Source organism: Streptomyces roseochromogenus subsp. oscitans DS 12.976, from assembly GCF_000497445.1.
GTDB lineage: Bacteria > Actinomycetota > Actinomycetes > Streptomycetales > Streptomycetaceae > Streptomyces > Streptomyces oscitans.
The window spans coordinates 5,364,423-5,382,373 of sequence record NZ_CM002285.1 but is presented as its reverse complement, the minus strand read 5'-3'; the positions used below and the strand labels follow the sequence as shown (position 1 = coordinate 5,382,373).

15 protein-coding genes are annotated in these 17,951 nt (G+C 72.0%); 6 read left to right on the top strand and 9 right to left on the bottom strand.

What is annotated here, in order from left to right; all coding sequences use genetic code 11:
* The 8 genes from M878_RS73010 to M878_RS72985 form a co-directional block, all read right to left on the bottom strand.
* The coding region (locus M878_RS73010; protein WP_023549557.1) for an AMP-binding protein at positions 1-962 on the bottom strand (962 nt) is incomplete at its 3' end.
* 68 nt (positions 963-1,030) lie between these two features.
* Positions 1,031-1,219, bottom strand: a complete 189-nt coding sequence (locus M878_RS73005; protein ID WP_023549556.1) for an acyl-CoA carboxylase subunit epsilon — start codon at positions 1,217-1,219, stop codon at positions 1,031-1,033.
* Positions 1,220-1,336: 117 nt separating this feature from the next.
* Positions 1,337-1,966: an antibiotic biosynthesis monooxygenase family protein gene (locus tag M878_RS92335; protein ID WP_023549555.1), complete on the bottom strand. Its 630-nt coding sequence runs from the start codon at positions 1,964-1,966 to the stop codon at positions 1,337-1,339.
* Positions 1,953-2,966 (bottom strand): aromatase/cyclase, encoded by a 1,014-nt coding sequence (locus tag M878_RS73000; RefSeq protein WP_023549554.1) that lies wholly within the window; start codon positions 2,964-2,966, stop codon positions 1,953-1,955. The genes M878_RS92335 and M878_RS73000 overlap by 14 nt, the downstream gene beginning before the upstream one ends.
* Positions 2,967-3,082: 116 nt before the next feature.
* Entirely contained in the window at positions 3,083-4,141 is a 1,059-nt protein-coding gene (locus M878_RS72995) for a ketoacyl-ACP synthase III family protein (protein ID WP_031225555.1), read from the bottom strand.
* Positions 4,142-4,166: 25 nt separating this feature from the next.
* A complete protein-coding gene (gene cimA / locus M878_RS72990; RefSeq protein WP_023549552.1) occupies positions 4,167-5,777 on the bottom strand; it encodes a citramalate synthase in 1,611 nt (536 codons plus the stop codon).
* A gap of 288 nt (positions 5,778-6,065) precedes the next feature.
* Positions 6,066-7,817 carry an MFS transporter gene (locus M878_RS48580; protein ID WP_023549551.1) on the bottom strand — a complete coding sequence of 584 codons (1,752 nt, stop codon included), beginning with the start codon at positions 7,815-7,817 and terminating at the stop codon, positions 6,066-6,068.
* A 101-nt stretch (positions 7,818-7,918) separates the two neighbouring features.
* Positions 7,919-8,941, bottom strand: coding sequence for a CaiB/BaiF CoA transferase family protein (locus M878_RS72985; RefSeq protein ID WP_023549550.1), 1,023 nt, complete (start codon positions 8,939-8,941; stop codon positions 7,919-7,921).
* Between the two features lie 474 nt (positions 8,942-9,415).
* On the opposite strand from M878_RS72985, the gene M878_RS72980 reads away from it, so the two are divergent.
* The 6 genes from M878_RS72980 (at position 9,416) to M878_RS72955 (ending at position 16,357) form a co-directional block, all read left to right on the top strand.
* Positions 9,416-10,537: an epoxide hydrolase family protein gene (locus tag M878_RS72980; protein ID WP_023549549.1), complete on the top strand. Its 1,122-nt coding sequence runs from the start codon at positions 9,416-9,418 to the stop codon at positions 10,535-10,537.
* An 83-nt stretch (positions 10,538-10,620) separates the two neighbouring features.
* The gene (locus M878_RS72975; protein ID WP_023549548.1) at positions 10,621-11,871 is read left to right on the top strand and encodes a cytochrome P450; all 1,251 of its coding nucleotides are present in this window, start codon (positions 10,621-10,623) and stop codon (positions 11,869-11,871) included.
* A 113-nt stretch (positions 11,872-11,984) separates the two neighbouring features.
* Positions 11,985-13,007: an MDR family NADP-dependent oxidoreductase gene (locus M878_RS72970; RefSeq protein ID WP_023549547.1), complete on the top strand. Its 1,023-nt coding sequence runs from the start codon at positions 11,985-11,987 to the stop codon at positions 13,005-13,007.
* A 38-nt stretch (positions 13,008-13,045) separates the two neighbouring features.
* Complete coding sequence (locus M878_RS72965) at positions 13,046-14,128, top strand: winged helix DNA-binding domain-containing protein (protein ID WP_023549546.1); 1,083 nt, start codon at positions 13,046-13,048, stop codon at positions 14,126-14,128.
* A gap of 136 nt (positions 14,129-14,264) precedes the next feature.
* Positions 14,265-15,029: an SDR family NAD(P)-dependent oxidoreductase gene (locus M878_RS72960; RefSeq protein ID WP_023549545.1), complete on the top strand. Its 765-nt coding sequence runs from the start codon at positions 14,265-14,267 to the stop codon at positions 15,027-15,029.
* A gap of 80 nt (positions 15,030-15,109) precedes the next feature.
* Complete coding sequence (locus tag M878_RS72955) at positions 15,110-16,357, top strand: cytochrome P450 (protein WP_023549544.1); 1,248 nt, start codon at positions 15,110-15,112, stop codon at positions 16,355-16,357.
* 77 nt (positions 16,358-16,434) lie between these two features.
* Here M878_RS72955 and M878_RS72950 read toward each other — a convergent pair whose 3' ends face one another.
* A complete protein-coding gene (locus M878_RS72950; protein ID WP_023549543.1) occupies positions 16,435-17,862 on the bottom strand; it encodes an alpha/beta fold hydrolase in 1,428 nt (475 codons plus the stop codon).
* Positions 17,863-17,951 lie beyond the last annotated feature (89 nt).

Below are 17,951 nucleotides of genomic sequence, written 5' to 3'. Positions count from 1 at the left end.
AACCGGTCGGCGAAGGCCCGCATGGTCGCGGAGTTGACGGGTTCACCGCCGCTCACGGCGACCTGCCAGCCGGACAGGTCGAGCCCGGCGAGCTGGCTGTCGTTGACGCGGCGCACACACAGGTCGTAGGCGAAGTCGGGGGCGCCGCTCACGGTGAGTCCGTAGCGCGAGATGGTCTCCAGCCAGTGCGCCGGGCGCTTGACGAAGGCGACCGGGGAGAGCAGGACGGCGGTGCCGCCGAGCCACAGGGCGTGCAGGAACTGGCCGATCAGGCCCATGTCGTGGTGCAGCGGCAGCCAGCCGCCGATCCTGCCGCCCGGCACGGTGCCGAGCGCCGCGTGGATCGCCCGGTGGTTGGCGAGCAGCGCGCGGTGCGTCACGATCACCCCGCGGGGCTCGCGGGTCGAGCCGGAGGTGTACTGCAGGAACGCCACGTCGTCGGGCTCCCGCCGCGGTGGTTGCCACGGTTGCCCGCCGTCCGCGCCGTCCGCGCCGTCCAGGGCGTCTACCGCGTCCGTGACGTCGGCGTCGGTGGGGATGCAGGTGACGCGCCCGTGTCCGGTGCGGGCCAGCAGTTGGGTGACGTCGAGGGCCTCCGCGAGCGAGGTGAGCACACAGCCGGCGCCGGAGTCCTTGACGATGCCGGTGATGCGTTCCTCGGGCCGGCCGAGGGCGCCGAGGGGCGCGGCGGGCACCGCGATCACGCCCGCGTAGAGGCAGGCGAGGAAGCCGATGCCGAACAGCCTGGGCGACTCGTGCAGGATCAGGACCCGTTCGCCGGGCGCCGCGTGGCGCCCGATCCGGAAGGCCACCGTCCGTGCGGCCCTGTCGAGTTCGGCGTAGGAGAGCGTCTCCGGCCGCAGTGCCCCGTCCTGCTCGGTGAGGAGGATCAGCGCCTCACGGTCGGGTGACTCGACGACTCTGCTCCGCACGATGTCGGTGAATGTCCGGTGGCCGGTCAACGCCCTCCCCTTTCGTGTCGTGATGTCTCTCTCGTACGCCGGGGCGACAGGTGGTCGTGGTCCGCCGGTCATCTCCCCGGCCAGGACGGCACCCGGTGACCCGCGTTCCGGACGGTCCAGTCCGCGTACGCCGCCTTCTCCTCCTGGTCCGGCTCCCGGTCACGGCGGGACAGGGCGAGCAACACGGCGGTGACCGCTGCCAGTTCGGCGGCATCGGGCCGGCCGCGCACCACGGTGATGTGCGTCTCGTCGGTCATGTCACCAGCGTGCATGTACCACCTAGAGCCGCCCTCGCGTCCCGAACGCGACCGAGCCGAGGACCAGGGAGTCCTCGGCTCGGTCACCGCTGGGGCGTCCGCCCCTGGGGGTTGCGATCAGTCGATCACGCGTTCGTAGGCCATGTGCCGGGTCCGCTCCAGCACGACCTCGGCGCCTCGCTCCAGCTCCTCCCGGGCGGCCTGGACCGGCTCGCTGTCCAGGGCCCGCTCCAGCGACTCGGGGTCCCGCCACCACAGCACGCCGGTGTAGAGCGCGGGGCGCAGCAGGGAGCGCAGCAGGTCGCTGCCGCCGAAGCCGTCCGCCTCGCCGAGACGGCCGGCGAGACCGGCGAACCGCCGCTCGAAGGCGCGCCAGTCCCCGCCGACCCGGGCGCGCAGCAGCACGACGCTCTCGGTGCCGACCCGCGCGTTGTCCCGCAGCACCCGGCCGACGCTGACGGCCTGGTCGACCTCTGTCTCGACAAGCGGTTCCAGCCGCTCGACATGGCCCAGGAACGTCTCGTCGTGCACGGTGTCGCGGAAGGCGCGCAGGGTGCGCCAGTGCCCCAGGTGGACGTACACATGCGGATGGTCGGCGAGGCGTACGGTCACCAGGAAGTCGAAGTCGGTGCGCCGGCGCAGGAACTGGGAGTGTTCCCGGAACATCCGCTCGAACCTGTCGGTGTCGCCCTTGACCTCGAAACGGTTGATGATCGTGACGGGTCCGGTGAGATCACGTCCCGGCATGCAGGTCCTCCGCGAATTGCTTGGCATGGCGCAAGGTGGTCGAGCTGTTGGTACCCAGGGTCTTGCGGACCAGGGCCCTGGCCTCGGCGAGCGTGGCGTCGGCGCCGAGCGCGGAGCGCACGCCCTCGGGGTCGAGCACCACCGTGTGCCAGGAGGTGACGGTGAGGGTCTCCCCGTCACCCGACGGTTCGATGGTCCAGCGTCCGGTGTGCACCCGCATGGCCACCGGTACCCGCAGTTGCTTGTACACGATCTCCTTGCGGTCCTCGAAACACACCCGGACCGAGGTGGTGTTGTGCAGGGAGCCGTCCGGGCTGCGGGTGTCCATGTCCATGTGCTGGATGCCCGGTTCGTCCTCGGTGAGGGCGAGCCGCGCCACATGGGGCAGCCGCTCGGGCCACAGATCGGCGCGGTCCAGGAAGGCGTACACGTCGCCGGCGGCCCCGGCGACCGTCACCGAGTCACTGAAAGTGAACTGGAGTTCGTCCGCGGACTCGCCGAGTTCCGCCGCGTTCTTCAGGGCCGCGAGTTCGGCGACGCTGTTGCGGTCCACGGCGCGCTCGATGAGCTGCTCGGCCTCCGGGTCGTCGCCCACGGCGCGGTAGTCGTGCAGCAGCACCACCCGTGTCGTGCCGTCCTCCAGGGACTCGATGCGCCAGGTGCCGCCCATCGAGGCGACGGGGGCCGCCGAGACCACCTGGCGGAAAGTGACCGTACGGGAGTGCGGATCGAGGGTGCGGCGCGAGGTCCAGGTGCGCACCTGCTCGTGGGCGATCGCCCAGATGCGCAGCAGCTGCTCGCCCGCGCCCGCCGCGTCCCGGCTCTCCTCGACCACCTCGACGTGGACGGTGGGCCCGAACACCTGGGGCCAGGAGGCGACGTCCGCCACCAGCGCGTAGCAGGCCTCCGGTGGCGCCGCCACGGTGATGGAGTGTTCCGTCAGATGCGTGCCGGCGAGGGGGGCGGTGTCCGGTGTCTCGCTCGTAACGGTCGTCGCCACGGCGGGTCCTTCCTTCGAATCGTGCCGTCCGTGACGGCGATCAGCAGAGTGGCACAGCCGCCTCGAGCACACCTCGACGGCGGGTGGAGACCGGCCATATCAGGCCGGGCACGGCTTCAGGACCCGCCGGGACTCTCTTCCCGGCCCTGGGCCCAGTGAGGGCGTTCGGTGATCTCTACGACGGCGCAGCCCCAGCTGTATCCCGCTCCGACACTCACCAGTACGCAGCGGTCGCCGGGGGAGGCCTGGCCGGAGACCAGCAGATGGTCGAGGCTCGCGAACTGGTCGCCGGCGCCGAGGTGGCCGACAGTCCGGCTGAACTCCCAGGTGGTACGGGCCGGTTCGATGCCGAATGGCTTGTAGTAGATGGACTGCAGCCGACGCCGCCCGAAGTGGGGAAGCACCACCCACCGGGCGTCGCCGAGTTCCATGCCGGCGTCGGCGAGCGCCTGCTTGAGCACGGTCTGCTGCCCGGCGTGCGCCCGGGTGATGGCGTACGACATCCCCACCCGGCCGACGAAGGCGCGCTTGGCCTCCTCGAAGTCCACGGGCATCCGGCTGCTGAACGGGGCCCTGGTGAACGGCTCGTCGCCGCGGTGCAGGGGTTCCAGCGACGGGTCGGCGTGCAGGGCGAGGGAGACCAGGCGGGCGAAGCCGCCGCGCCGGGACAGCACGAGCGCGGCGGCGCCGTCGGCGTAGGGCGTGCCGGGGTCGGTCTGCCAGCGGTCGATGCCCGGGGTGCAGAAGCGGTCGGCACTGGTGAGCAGCGCGTCGCCGTGCCCGTGGCCGGCCGTGAGGTAGGCGGCGGCCAGGTCGAGGGCCGCGAGGCCCCCGTTCGACATCTGCCGGATCTCCAGGGCGGGGCAGTTGTTGCCCAGGGCCTCCCGCTGGATGTACGAGGCCACGGGCCACAGGTCCTGGCCCTGGTGGTAGGTGTCCGCGTGCAGCACCAGGTCGACGTCGGCCGGGGCGCTGCCCGCACGGGCCAGTGCCGCCCGGGCGGCCTGCGCCGCCATCTCGGCGGCGGACTCGTCCGGGGAGTACGCCACCGAGACGGCGCCGGTGGCGGCGACGAGGCCGGGCGGGCACTCGCCCGCGGCCACGGCGTCGTCGACGCGCAATCGGGACGGGAGACGTACGGCGGTCCCCCGCAGGTAGATGTCTTCCACACGCACAGCCGCTCCAGAGGGTTCGAAGAGGTCAGCCGGCCGGTGCGGCCACCAGGCTCTCGGCGTCCTGGCGCCGCTCCGGCGCGTCGGACAGGACGTAGTGGACGGCGTCCAGCAGGGCCATCAGGGCCGCCCCCGTCGTATGCCGGTCCACGCCGACGGTGCCCCAGCACCGCTCGCCGCACCGGAACGACAGCAGGACCCGCACCGCGGGCGGCGTCGTACGGTCCCCGGCGAGTTCCCGGACCGTGTGCCCGGTCAGCCGCAGCCCGGCCAGTTCGGGGAAGACCGGGTCCAGGGCCTGGTGCAGGGCGGCGTCCAGAGCGTGCACGGGCTCCTGGCCGAGGCCGGTGACGGTGCGCGGTGCCGCCGCGACACGCACCCGCATCGAGGCCCGTGCGCCGCTGTCCCCGTCCAGTGCCACCTGCCAGGACTCGACGCCGAACGGCGCCGACGGGGCGTCCCCGGCCAGCTCCGCGCGCAGCAGCAGCGCGAAGGACGCGTCGGCGGACTCGAAGCTGTAGCCGCGGCTCTCCAGCTCCTTGACCCGGGCCGCGGCCCGGCCCACCGCCTCGGAGCCGGCCCCGACGTCGTAGCCCAGCTCGCGGGCCTTCAGCTCCACGGAGGACCGTCCGCCCATGTCGGAGACCAGGACGCGCATGGTGTTGCCGACGCGGGCCGGGTCGATGTGCTGGTACAGGCCGGGGTCGACGCGCAGCGCCGAGGCGTGCAGGCCCGCCTTGTGGGTGAAGGCCGCCGCACCGACATAGGGGGCCGCGGGGACGCCGGGGATCCCGGTGACCTCCGTGATGACCCGGCCGGTGGGCTCCAGCTCCGCGAGACGCTCCAGCGGGATCACCTCACGGCCCCGTTTGAGGACGAGGTTCGCCATGACGGTGAACAGGTTGGCGTTGCCGCAGCGTTCGCCGTAGCCGTGGGCGGTGCCCTGGGCGTGTACGGCACCCGCGTCCACGGCGGCCATGGTGTTGGCGACCGCGCAGCCGGTGTCGTCGTGACAGTGGATGCCGATGGCCGCGCCGGTCATGGCGATGGTGTCGGCGACGACGGCCTTCACCTCCTCCGGCAGCGAACCGCCGTTGGTGTCGCACAGCACGACGGTCTCGGCGCCGGCCTCCGCGGCGGTGCGCACCACCTCCAGGGCGTACTCACGGTTGGCGACATATCCGTCGAAGTAGTGCTCGGCGTCCAGGAACACCCGGCGTCCGGCGAGCACCAGGTGCTGCACGGTGGACCGGATCATGGCGAGGTTCTCGGCGAGCGTGGTGCGCAACGCCCGGTCCACATGCCCGGTGTGGCTCTTGGCGACGAGCGTCACCACGGGCGTCTCCGCCTCGAGCAGCGCCCGCACCTGCGGGTCCTGCGAGACGGCGACGTCGGGCCTGCGGGTGGCGCCGAAGGCCGTCAACAGGGCGGCCCTGAGGCCGAGTTCGGTGCGCGCCCGGCGGAAGAACTCGGTGTCCTTCGGTATCGCGCCGGGCCAGCCGCCCTCGATGAATCCCACGCCGAGGGCGTCCAGGCTGCGCGCAATGGAGAGCTTGTCGTCGACGGTGAGGGCAAGGCCCGCCATCTGGGTGCCGTCGCGCAGGGTCGTGTCGTAGAGCTGGAAGCTCTGCTGCGCCATCGCCCCTCCTTCCTGTCGGCCTGCAGCGGGTTCGCTGCGCGGCTGAACCCAGACTCCGGCCGCTGGCTCGAAGTGGGCCGGAAGTCTGCTTGAACGCTGTCCGGGGATGCCGCGACGGGTTGTACGGCGTCTGCGGGGTCGCTGTGGCTGGTCGCGCCCACGCGGCGGAGCCGCATGTCAAACACAGCCCCGCGCCCCTTGGGGCGTTGTCGCGAGGGCACACCTGAGGGGTCGGGCGGCTTGTGTGCCGTCCGACCCCCCGACGATGCCGTGCTGTGCACCGCCCTCTCAGGAGGCCGGGGCGGCCTCGGGCTCGCCGGCCGGCTGCTCCTGGCGCAGCCGCTTGGGCAGGGCGAACATCAGCAGGAACACCACGGCGGTGACCCCGATGAAGGCCTTGAGCAGCGTCCGGAAGCTGTCGGAGAAGGAGTCACCGACCTGCGCCTTGCCGTACGTGCCGACGACCTGAGCCACCTTCGCGTCGCGCAGCGGCTGCACGGTGCAGCTGGCGGGCACGACAGAGGCGTCCTTCTCGCCCGCCCGGTCGATGGCGCAGGTCCGGTAGGCCGTGGCGATCCGGTCCGCCTGGCCCGGGGTGACCTGGGCGCTCGCCACCAGCTCCTTGCGCAGCTGCGGAAGCTGGTGATCGACATTGGCGGTGGTGTTGCCGACGATGCCGCCGAAGAACACCACGCTGATCAGGGCGCCGCCGATGGCGAAGCCGAGCTGGGTGTTGGTGTTGACCACACCGGAGGCCGAACCGGCGTGCTCGTGCGGCACCTCGGAGGTGACGATCAGCGGCAGCGGGGTGGCCACCGTGCCGAAGCCGAGGCCGACCAGGAACAGCGGGATCGCGATCTTCCAGGAGGTGACGTCGTGGCCGTACTTGCCGGCCACCCAGACGTACGTGCCCAGCCCGATCATCAGCACCACGGCACCGATCTGCATCGCCTTGCGGCCGAACTTGGGCACCAGGATCATCACGGACGAGGTGGCGGTGAGGAAGGCGCCGACGCAGAACGGGAGGCTGGTGAGGCCGGCCCGCATCGGGGACCAGCCCTGGCCGACCTGCATGTACAGCGTCCACCCGATGGTGAACATGCCCATGCCCGCGTAGAAGATCAGGTTCACGCCGAGGCCGGCCGAGTAGCTGCGGGTACGGAAGAGGCCCAGCTCTACCAGCGGCGACCCGTCCCGGCGGGTCTTCTCACGCTGCCAGGCGACGAAGCCGAGGAGCACCAGCACCGAGGCACCCATGGAGACGAAGCCCAGCGCGGGCCAGCCCAGCTCCCGGCCCTGCAGCAGCGGGAAGACCAGCATCACGAAGCCGAGGGTCAGCAGCACCACGCCGCGGATGTCCAGCCGGAGCGCCTGCGGCGCCTTCGACTCGGTGATGACCTTGGCGCCGTACACCAGACCCACCAGGCCGACGGGCACGTTGACCAGGAACACCAGACGCCAGTCGAGGCCGAACAGGTTCCACTCGACCAGCAGACCGCCGAGGGCCAGACCGAGCGTCGCGGCGAGACCGCCGACCAGGCCGTGCAGGGCGAAGGCGGTGCCGCGTTCCTTGTCGTTGAAGGTGACGTGGATGATCGACAGCACCTGCGGCACCATGACACCGGACGAGGCGCCCTGGATCACCCGCGCGACCACCAGCTGCCATGGCTCCTGGGCGATGCCGGCCGCGAGCGAGCACAGCGTGAACCCGGCAACGCCGACGAGGAACATCTTCTTGCGCCCGTAGATGTCACCGAGCCGTCCGCCGAGGATCAGGGTCAGGGCGAAGGCGAGCTGGTAGCCCACCAGGACCCACTGGATGGCCGAGTATCCGGCGTGCAGCTCCCGTTGCATGGAGGGCGCCGCCACATTGGCGATCGTGCCGTCCAGCAGATCCAGGAAGGCGGAGACGAGCAGCACCAGCAGGGCTGCCCAGCGCCTGGGGTCCAGCGGCCTGTCCCCCGCCGTCGGATCCGCGCCCGTCGTCCTGCTGTCCACCTCCGTCTCGACGGACGGAGCCTGTTCGGACGAAATAGCCATGATGTGGCCTCTCCTATTACTTGGGGGGTTGTTTGGGGGATTGGTGTGGGGTTGGGGCGATGGTGGGCAGAACTGTCGCCCACCATGCAGGGTGACCGCGGTCAGTGGAATTCCGCTCGAGTCCCGCTGAAGCGCGGCGCCGGGGTGGCGGGCCCACTGCCTCTGGCCTGGTGGTGGGGGTGCGCGGCGGCCTCCGTGACGCTGAGGACAGGCGTCACACACGCCTCCGTTTCCTCGAAACAGCGGGCCCAGTCGTCCCGGCTCCGGGTGAGGAACCGACGCGCGAACACCCGCCGCAGCGAAGGCCAGTTGACCGGATCACTCCGATCGGGCAACCGCTCGGGATCCAGCTCCAGACCCTCCAGCAGTGCTCGGTAGAACCGCTCCTCCAGCGCGCCGACGGCGACATGACCGCCGTCGGCGCACTCGTAACAGCTGTAGAAGGGCGCACCGCCGTCGAGCAGATTGACCCCGCGCTCATGCCGCCACTGGCCGCTGTCGGCCATCGCGGTCAGCATGCCGAGCATCGCCCCGGCCCCGTCCACGATCGCGGCGTCCACGATCTGCCCCCGGCCGGAGTTCTGCCGCTCGTACAGCGCGGCCAGCACTCCGGCGACCAGGAACATCGCGCCACCCGCGAAGTCACCCAGCAGGTTGACCGGCGGCACAGGGGGACCGCCGGCCTCTCCGATGGCGTGCAACGCGCCTGTCAGCGCGAGGTAGTTGATGTCATGACCCGGGGTACGGGCGAGCGGCCCCTCCTGGCCCCAGCCGGTCATCCGGCCGTACACCAGACGCGGACTGCGCCCGAGGCAGACCTCCGGGCCGATACCGAGCCGCTCCGCCACGCCCGGCCTGAACCCCTCCACCAGGACGTCCGACTGCTCCAGCTGCCGCAGCAGCCAGTCGACATCGCCCGGGTCCTTGAGGTCCAGCTCCACCGACCGGCGCCCACGGTCGAGTTCTCCGTGCCAGTCCGCGAACGACCGGGCGCCGTCGGACCGGTCGATCCGCACCACGTCGGCCCCCAGGTCCGCGAAGATCATGCAGGCGAACGGGGCGGGCCCGATCGCCGCGAGCTCCACCACCCGCAGGCCGTTCAGCGGTCCTGTGCCTGTCGCCATCTGCGGCTCCTCCTCGTCAGAGTCGGCACGCTGCAAGCGGCCCCTGGAACTCCCCCTCAGGCGCACTCGCGCGGCACTCGAACCGGTGCCGCAGCCGCGCACGGCGGGGAGGGGACGTGCCGGGTGGTGTCCGCCCGCAGCGGCCCGCGAAAACACGGAAACCCCGTCGAGAAACAGGCCGCCGGACCGAGGACGGACACCACCCGGCGCGGCACCGACTCCCCACCCACCACAGGCGCGACACAAGCCACAACACACCACAAGGGGCCGCCGCAGGCACGACACAAGCCACACCGCACCGCAAGAGGCCGCCGCAGGCAGGCCCCAACACACCGCACCGAACCACCACACACAAGCCACAACGCCCCGCCCCGCCCCGCCGCAGGCAACCGCACCGTTCCAGCCGTGCTCAAGCCCGCCGCCCTAGCCTCCGCGGGACACCAGTACGTACGTACCCGACCCGGAGGGCCAACGATGAGCAGGGACGTCACGCCGTTCCACGTGGCATTCGACGAGGCGGACCTCACCGACCTCAAGGACCGCCTGGCCCGCACCCGCTGGCCCGAGCCGGAGACGGTGGACGACTGGTCGCAGGGCGTACCGCTGGCGTATCTGAAGGAGCTGGCCGAGCACTGGCGGACCGGGTACGACTGGCGGCCGGCCGAGGCACGCCTGAACGCGCTGCCCCAGTTCCGCACCGAGATCGACGGCCTGGGCGTGCACTTCCTCCACGTGCGCTCCCCGCACCCGGACGCCCTGCCGCTGCTCCTCAGCCACGGCTGGCCCGGCTCGGTCGTGGAGTTCCTCGACCTCATCCAGCCCCTGACACATCCCGAGGACCCGGCCGACGCCTTCCACGTGGTCTGCCCCTCGCTGCCCGGCTTCGCCTTCAGCGACAAGCCCTCCGCCCCCGGCTGGACGGTCGAGCGTACGGCCGCGGCCTGGGCCGAGCTGATGGCCCGGCTCGGCTACGACCGCTACGCGGCCCACGGCGTCGACTGGGGCTCCTTCCTCACCGGCATACTCGGCGAGACGGACGCCGCCCACCTGGCAGGTATCCACCTGGCCATGCCGTTCGCCAGGCCGCCGCAGGAGCAGGTGGCCCTGGACGACAGGGACCTGGCCGGTCTGGCCGCGCTCAAGGAGTTCCAGCAGCACGAGGGCGGCTACTCGGTGATCCAGGCGACCCGGCCGCAGACCCTCGGATACGGCCTCACCGACTCCCCGGTCGCCCAGCTGGCCTGGATGGCCGAGAAGTACTGGGCGTGGAGCGACCACGACGGCGACCTGGAGAAGCTGATCCCGCGCGACACGCTGCTCGACTGCGTGACCCTGGCCTGGCTCTGCCGCACGGGCGCCTCCTCGGCCCGTATCTACTGGGAGAGCCACAACAAGATGGCCCTCGCCCCCGTGCATGTGCCCGCGGCGCTGGCGGTGTTCCCCAAGGACGCGCGGATGCCACGGGCGTGGTGCGAGGCGCGTTTCACGGATCTGCGCCGCTGGACCGACCACGAGAGCGGGGGGCACTTTCCGGCGTTGGAGCAGCCGGAGCTTCTCATGGACGAACTCCGGTCGTTCTTCCGGACAGTGCGCTGAGTACGCCTCTGGCGCTGCCGCCGTGGCTTGTCGCGCAGTTCCCCGCGCCCCGTTGGGGCGCCATCCACTGAGGAGCCATCATCGTGCCGGACGCGCACTCCACCGAGGACCTGCCCCCCTTCCCCTTCCCGGGGTCGAGTTACCGCGGGCCCGCGCCGCTGTTCGCCCGGCTGCGGCGCGAGCGGCCGGTCGTCCGGGTGGCGTGGCAGGGCGGCGGCCATGCCTGGCTGATCACCCGGTACGCCGACATCAAGGCCGCGCTCGAAGAGCCCCGCCTCAGCCGGGCCGCCGCCTACGCGCCCGGGGCCCCGGCCTTCAGCGGGCTCTTCCAGGCACCGCCCGGAATGATCATCTCGGTCGATCCACCGGACCACACCCGGCTGCGCGCCCTGACCGAGCAGGCCTTCTCGGCGCAGCGGATCGAGGCGATGCGCCCCCGTGTACGGGAGCTGGCGGGCCGGCTGCTGGACTCCGTGGAACGCGCGGCGAAGACGACGGGCGGCCCCGTGGACCTGGTCGCCGCCTTCGCGGCACCGCTCGCCATGACGGTGATCTGCGAACTGCTCGGCGTCCCCGAGGCGGACCGTGACCGGTTCCATACCTGGGTACGGCAGTTCGCCGACGTGTCGGCGCCCGCCGAGCTCAGCGCGGAGGGCGGGAGGAAGCTGGGTGAGTACATCGCGGGGCTGGTGGCAGCCAAGCAGCAGGCCCCCGGCAACGACGTGCTCTCAGCACTCATCACCGCCCGGCTGGAGGCACCCCACAGTCCCGTGCAGCGTCTCGCCTTCGACGAGCTGGTCGCCCTCGGCTTCACCCTCCTCGGCGCCGGCTTCGACTCCTCCGCAGGCCAGATCGCCAACTTCACCCTTGCCCTGCTGGCCGACCACCCCGACGCCTGGCGGCACCTCGCCGAGCACCCCGAGGACATTCCGCCCGCCGTGGAGGAACTGCTGCGCACGGTCAATCTCAATGGCAACGACACCTCGGGACTGCCGAGGATCGCCACCGAGGACGTGGTCGTCGGCGGAGTCACCATCCCGGCCGGCGACGCGGTCTTCCTCGCCTTCCCCTCGGGCAACCGGGACGCGGCGGTGTTCGACCGGCCCGACCACGTCGATCTACGGCGCACGGGCCCCGGACACCTGGCGTTCGGCCACGGCATCCACCGCTGTCTCGGCGCCCCGCTGGCCCGCCTCGAACTCGCTGTCGCGCTGGAGGAGTTGACCCGCCGCTTCCCGGGCGCCCGGCTCGCCGTGGCGGAACAGGAGCTGTGCTGGCGGCTGGGCGACGTGAACCACAACCCGCTGGCGCTCCCCCTCCACCTGCACTCCTGATCCGCACTCCTGACCCGCGCTTCCGCTGTCCACCCCCTGATGCCCACGCCAGATACCCGCACCAGATGCCCGCACCAGATACCCACGCCTGATTCGCACCCGAGGGAGCACTCATGACCACCGCGCACCTGCCCGCGACGAGCCGCGAGATCCGGCTCGCCGCCTATCCCGGAGAAACCGTCACCCTGGAGCACTTCGAGCCCGGCGAGTCACCGCTCGGCGAGCCCGGCGAGGGCCAGGTCGTCGTGCGCAACGACTGGATGACGCTGGGCTCGGTCGCCCGGGACCAGATGAACCCGGACACCAAGCTGCCGATCCCGGTGTTCCAGCCGGGCGTGGCCATGTGGGGCCGTACCGTGGGCACGGTGGTCAGGTCCAACAGCCCCCTGCTCGCCGTCGGCGATCTCGTCGAGCACTTCAACGGGTGGCGCGAGTACGCCGTAGGCACCGCCCACGAGTTCTTCAAGCGGGACCGCTCGCTGCTGCCGGGGCCCGAGTACTTCCTCTCCCAGGGCCCGACCGCCTGGCACGGCATGGTCGGCACCGCCGAGGTCGGCGAGGGCGATGTGGTGTTCGTGTCCGGCGCCACCAACGGGGTCGGCGCGCTGGCCGGGCAGATCGCCAAGCTGAAGGGCGCGGCGCGGGTCATCGGCAGCACCGGTTCCAAGGAGAAGACCGACTTCCTGGTGGACGAGCTGGGCTTCGACGCCGCCTTCGACTACCACGACGGCCCGGTGGCCGAGCAGCTGGCGGAGCTGGCCCCGGACGGGCTGAACGTGGTCTTCGACAACGTCGGCGGCGAGCAGTTCGAGGCGGCGGTCCAGGTCGCGGCGCCGGGCGCCAGGTTCGCGCTGTGCGGGGCGCTGGCCGGGCAGCACGGTGCGGACGAGGGCGGTCACCCTCGGCTCGCGCTGATGTCGGCCATCACCAAGTCGCTGACGCTGCGCGGCTTCGCGACACTGCACACGCCCGACCAGATCGAGGAGTGGAACGCCCAGTTCGGCGCCTGGCTGAGGGAGGGGCGGATCGTCTTCCCGCACACGGTCGTCGAGGGCGGGGTGGCCGCGCTGCCGGAGACCTTCGTGGCGTTGCTGGAACGCAAGTACAGCGGCACCGTCGTAGTGAAACTGTCCTGAACGGGGCCCCCGGTCGCGGGGAGAGAGGCGGAGGCGGGATGACCGTACTGGACCGGCACGCGCTGAACAGGGCGCTGCTGGCGCGGCAGCTGCTGCTCGAACGGCGGCCGGGCTCCGCCTCCGCCGTCCTGGAGCACCTGGTCGGCATGCAGGCGCAGGCGCCCGACCCGCCGTACATCGGGCTGTGGACCCGGCTGGCCGGCTTCGCGGCCGAGGAGCTCGCGGAGCTGATCCGGGGGCGCGAGGCCGTGCGTCTCGCGTTGATGCGCGGCACCATCCACCTGGTCACGGCGCGGGACTGCCTGGCCCTGCGGCCGGTGCTGCAGAGCGCCCTGGACCGGCAGCTGTCCAGTGCCTTCGGCCGCCGCCTGGAGGGCCTGGACCTCGACGAGGTCAGCGCCTACGGGCGCAAGCTGTGCGACGCCGAGCCGCTCACGCTGGGCGGCATCGGCGCACTGCTCGCCGAACGCTGGCCGCGGTACGAGCCGTTCGCCCTCGCCAACGTCATCCGCGGCCGCGTGCCGCTGGTGCAGCTGCCGCCGCGCGGGCTGTGGGGCGAGAGCGGGCAGGCCGTGCACGGCACGGCCGAGACATGGCTGGGCCGCCCGCTGGAGAGCGACACCGCACCGGACAGCCTGGTGCGGCGGTATCTGGCGGCCTTCGGACCGGCCACCGTCAAGGACATCCAGGCCTGGTCCGGGCTGACCCGGATCGGCGCGGTCGTCAAGCGGCTGCGGCCCGAGCTGCGGGTGTTCCAGGACGAGAACGGGGCCGACCTGTACGACGTCCCCGACGCGCCGCTGCCCGATCCCACGACGCCGGCGCCGGTGCGGTTCCTGCCGGAGTTCGACAACATCCTGCTCGCCCACGCCGACCGCGGCCGCATCCTCACCGAGGAGCAGCGGCGCCTGGTCTTCACCCGCAACGGGCTGATCAAGTCGACGGTGCTCGTGGACGGCTTCGTACGGGCGCTGTGGCGGATCGAGGACGGCGCCCTGGTCGTCGAGCCGCTGGGGCGGGCCCTCGCGCGCCGGGACCGAGCGGCCCTGGAACGCGAGGGCCGCGCCCTGCTGGCCTTCGCGGCGCCGGACCTCAAGGACCCCGGGATCCGCTGGCTCTGAGGCCACAGCCCCACCCGGCATACGACGGCCCTGTCCGCCCCACGACCGGCGGTGTCTGCTCACCCCGGGCTCGACCACCGCCCAAGACGCACCCGCTGTACTGGCTCCCTCGGACCGAACCAGAGAGGGAACCGCCATGCCGGACCAGCCCTTTGCGGAGCAGACCGTCGTCATCACGGGAGGCGGCACCGGCATCGGCCGTGCCGCCGCGCTGTCGTTCGCGGAACTCGGCGCACGCACCGTGATCATCACCGGGAGGCGCAAGGAGCGGCTCGCCGAGGTCGCCGCCCTGCACGAAGCGATCGTGCCGGTGGGTGCGGACGTCACCACCGAGGCCGGCGCCCAGGCCGTCGCCGACGCGGTGGGCGAGCGGGGCGGCGTGCTGGACGTGCTGGTGCACAACGCCGGGATCTTCCGTTTCAGCCCGCTGGCGGCGCTCGACGCGGCCAGCGCCCGGGACGTCGTCGAGACCAACGTCCTCGGGCCGCTGCTGCTCACCGGCCACCTGCTGCCCCTGCTGCGCTCCCCCGGCGGCCAACTCGTCCTGGTCTCCAGCCGGGGCGGGCACAACCCGGGCCCGGACAGCTCCGTCTACTCGGCGAGCAAGGCGGCCGTGCACAGCTTCACCCGGAGCTGGGCCGCCGAGCTGGCCCCGCGCGGCATCCGGGTCAACGCCGTCGCCCCGGGCTTCGTGCGCACCGAGGTCTACGCGGCCAACGGTCTCGGCCCGGAGCAGGTCGAGGGCCTGTTCGCGGGTGTCACCGCGACCGTCCCGCTGGGCCGGATCGGCGAGCCCGAGGACGTCGCCCAGTGGATCACCCGCCTCGCGGACCCCGCGAACGAGCTGGTCACCGGCCAGATCATCACGGTCGACGGCGGTCTGGACATCGCCGCCCGTTAGGGGCCGGGCACACCTCCCAGGCATCCACCCGGCATCCACCGGCATCCACCCGGCATCCACTCCTTCCGAAAGGACCCACCGTGACCACCAGTGCCACCGAGGCCGTGTCCACCCCTGCCGGCGAGCCGGACGCGCCGGCCGAGGGCAAGACGTTCCCGTACGCGCGCACCTGCCCGTTCACGCCGCCCGCCGAGTACGCGGAGATGATCGACAAGGACGTCTCGCAGGTCACCCTGACCGGCTCAGGGCTGCGCATATGGACGGTGACGGGCTATCAGACCATCAAGACGCTGCTCACCGACCCGCGGGTCAGCGCCTCCCGCAAGCACGCCAACTTCCCGTTCTACTTCATCGCCCCGCCGGAGTACCGCACGGAGACGTCGTTCATCGGCTACGACGGCAAGGAGCACAGCTCCACACGGCGCAGGGCGGCGCTGACGTTCACCAACCGCCAGGTGCAGCGCCTGCGTCCGCGCATCGAGGAGATCGTCGACGACCACCTCGACAAGCTCCTCGCCCTTCAGCCCCCGGCGGACTTCCACCGGGTGTTCTCCCTCGCCGTCCCCATGACGGTGATCTGCGAGCTGCTCGGCATCCCGCAGGACCAGCACGACTTCTTCATCAAGCACGGCACGGCCCTGCTCGGCGGGCACAGCTCCACCGAGGAACGGCAGGCCGCCATCGTCGAGGTCAACGCGTACGTCAACGACCTGATCCAGCTCAAGCGGCGCGAGCCGGGCGAGGACCTGCTGAGCCGGGCCATGGCCGACTACGCGGAGTCCGGCGAGGAGTACACCGACCGCGACCTGTTCAACATGGTGCGGCTGCTGATGAACGGCGGCCACGAGACCACCGCCAGCCAGATCTCGCTGGGCACGGCCTGCCTGCTGGAGAACCCCGACCAGCTGGAGTTGCTCCTCAATGACCCGTCGCTGGTGAAGCCGGCCGTCGAGGAGCTGGTGCGCTACGCGACCATCGGCGACACGGCCGTGCCGCGCGTGGCGCTGGAGGACATCGAGATCGGCGGCCAGGTCATCCGCAAGGGGGACGGCATCCTCTGCCTGGGGCTCGCCGCCAACCGCGACCCGGAGGTCTTCCCCGAGCCGGAGAAGCTCGACATCACCCGCGGCAGCCGCAAGCACCTGGGCTTCGGGCACGGTGTGCACCACTGCATCGGCGCGGACCTGGCCCGGCTGGAGCTGGAGATCGTGTGGAGCAAGCTGTTCCAGCGCATCCCGACACTGAAGCTGGCCAAGCCGTTCCTGGAGATCCCGCGCAAGGAGGGCGCCGTCATCTACGGCCTGTGGGGGCTGCCCGTCACCTGGTGAGGCCCGTCCCCCGGACGGCCAGGGGCCCGGTACCGCTTCGGTACCGGGCCCCTGGCTCGTGCCTTTCGATGCCGGCGTCAGGCCGGGTCGGCGGCGATGTCCGGGCGCGGGGTGCGGCCCGGGCAGGTCGCGCGGGGTGCCGGCAGCTCGCCGTCGACCAGGTAGCGGTGGACGACGGCGTCGACGTACGGGTTGCTGCCGAGCACGTACACCTCGTGCTCGCCGGAGTCCTCGACGGTGAGCAGATGGTGGCCGAGGCGTTCCGCCATGGCCACGCCGCCGGCGTAGTGGTCCATCGGGTCGCCGTCGGCCTGCACGACCAGGCCCACCGGGTAGCCGTCGCGGACCGGCACGACCGGGGGCTCGGCGGGCTGGAAGGCCCGGAAGGCGCCCACCCAGGGCTGGGCGCGCAGCACGCCGTAGCCGTACGGGTAGCGCTCCCGGAACTCCCGCATGTCCCGGTAGTAGACCTCCAGGTCGGCGGGCCACGCGTGTTCGAGTGTGATGGCCTCCAGGACGCCACAGCGCAGCGAGCCCTCGCTGTCGTCGGGGCGCCAGGTGCCCTGCTCGTGCAGCAGCCGCCGGCACGCCTCGGCATCGCCCGCGGCCGCCGCCTTGCCCAACTCGCCGACCAGCGAGCCGAGTTCGGCCCACTGGCCACGGTCGGCCGCACGGTTGCCGACGGCGCCGTCGAACAGGGTGCGCAGACGCGGGCCCTGGCCGAGGCCGTCCAGGCGTACGACGACGTCCTCGACCCGGGCGAACACCTTCTCCGGTGTGCCGCCCAGGCCGAAGTGCAGATGGCGTGCGGCCGTCCACTCGGCCCACCGCTCGACGTTGCGCCGCACCGCGTCGCCCTGCCACAGGAACTGCTCGCGCCAGGTCCAGTCGGGGTGGACGCACGAGTCGAGGACGCTGCGGTCGAGACGGGCGGGGAACAGCGTGCCGTACACGGCTCCGACGTACGCCCCGTAGGCGTATCCGACGAAGTTCAGCTTCTCCTCGCCGAGCACGCCGCGGATCACATCCAGGTCGCGGGCGGTGTTGGGGGTGCTGATGTGGCGGCGCAGCTCGCCGCCCGCCCGGGCGCAGGCCTCCTCGCGCAGCCGCATGTCCTCGGCGAGCTGCGCGAACAGTGCGTCGGGCGGGCGGGAGTCGAACGCGGCCTCGGGGACCGTCACTTCGGCGAGCAGGTTGGTGGACGCGCCGGTGCCGCGCGGGTCGAACCCGATCAGGTCGTACACCTCGTGCAGCGGTGTGCCGGCGTATGTGTCGGGCAGCCGGCGGCCGGCGCCCCAGTCGCCGCCGGGGCCTCCGTTCACCCCGAGGAGGATGCCGCGGCGCCGCGTCGGCGCTGTCGCGCGGCGGCGGCTGAGGGCGATCTCGATCCGTTCGCCGTCCGGATCGGCGTAGTCGCGCGGCACGTGGATGGTCGCATGTTCGAGCAGCGCGTCGTCGGGGTCCGGCGACCACTGCGGCCGCTGGGCGTAGAAATCGGTGAGCACCGCGAACCTCCGTTCTGGTCAGGAGGCCCAGCGTCCCCTCCCCGCCTTGAGACGCCCTGGATCCTTCCCTGACCAGGCGCTCCGCCGGG

Bases quoted from the DNA above. Each gene is read 5' to 3' on its own strand.
- M878_RS72970 (WP_023549547.1), top strand. From the start codon at position 11,985: ATGACCACCGCGCACCTGCCCGCGACGAGCCGCGAGATCCGGCTCGCC.
- M878_RS92335 (WP_023549555.1), bottom strand. From the start codon at position 1,966: ATGCCGGGACGTGATCTCACCGGACCCGTCACGATCATCAACCGTTTC.
- M878_RS72965 (WP_023549546.1), top strand. From the start codon at position 13,046: ATGACCGTACTGGACCGGCACGCGCTGAACAGGGCGCTGCTGGCGCGG.
- M878_RS48580 (WP_023549551.1), bottom strand. From the start codon at position 7,817: ATGGCTATTTCGTCCGAACAGGCTCCGTCCGTCGAGACGGAGGTGGAC.
- M878_RS72980 (WP_023549549.1), top strand. From the start codon at position 9,416: ATGAGCAGGGACGTCACGCCGTTCCACGTGGCATTCGACGAGGCGGAC.
- M878_RS72960 (WP_023549545.1), top strand. From the start codon at position 14,265: ATGCCGGACCAGCCCTTTGCGGAGCAGACCGTCGTCATCACGGGAGGC.
- cimA (WP_023549552.1), bottom strand. From the start codon at position 5,777: ATGGCGCAGCAGAGCTTCCAGCTCTACGACACGACCCTGCGCGACGGC.
- M878_RS73005 (WP_023549556.1), bottom strand. From the start codon at position 1,219: ATGACCGACGAGACGCACATCACCGTGGTGCGCGGCCGGCCCGATGCC.
- M878_RS72985 (WP_023549550.1), bottom strand. From the start codon at position 8,941: ATGGCGACAGGCACAGGACCGCTGAACGGCCTGCGGGTGGTGGAGCTC.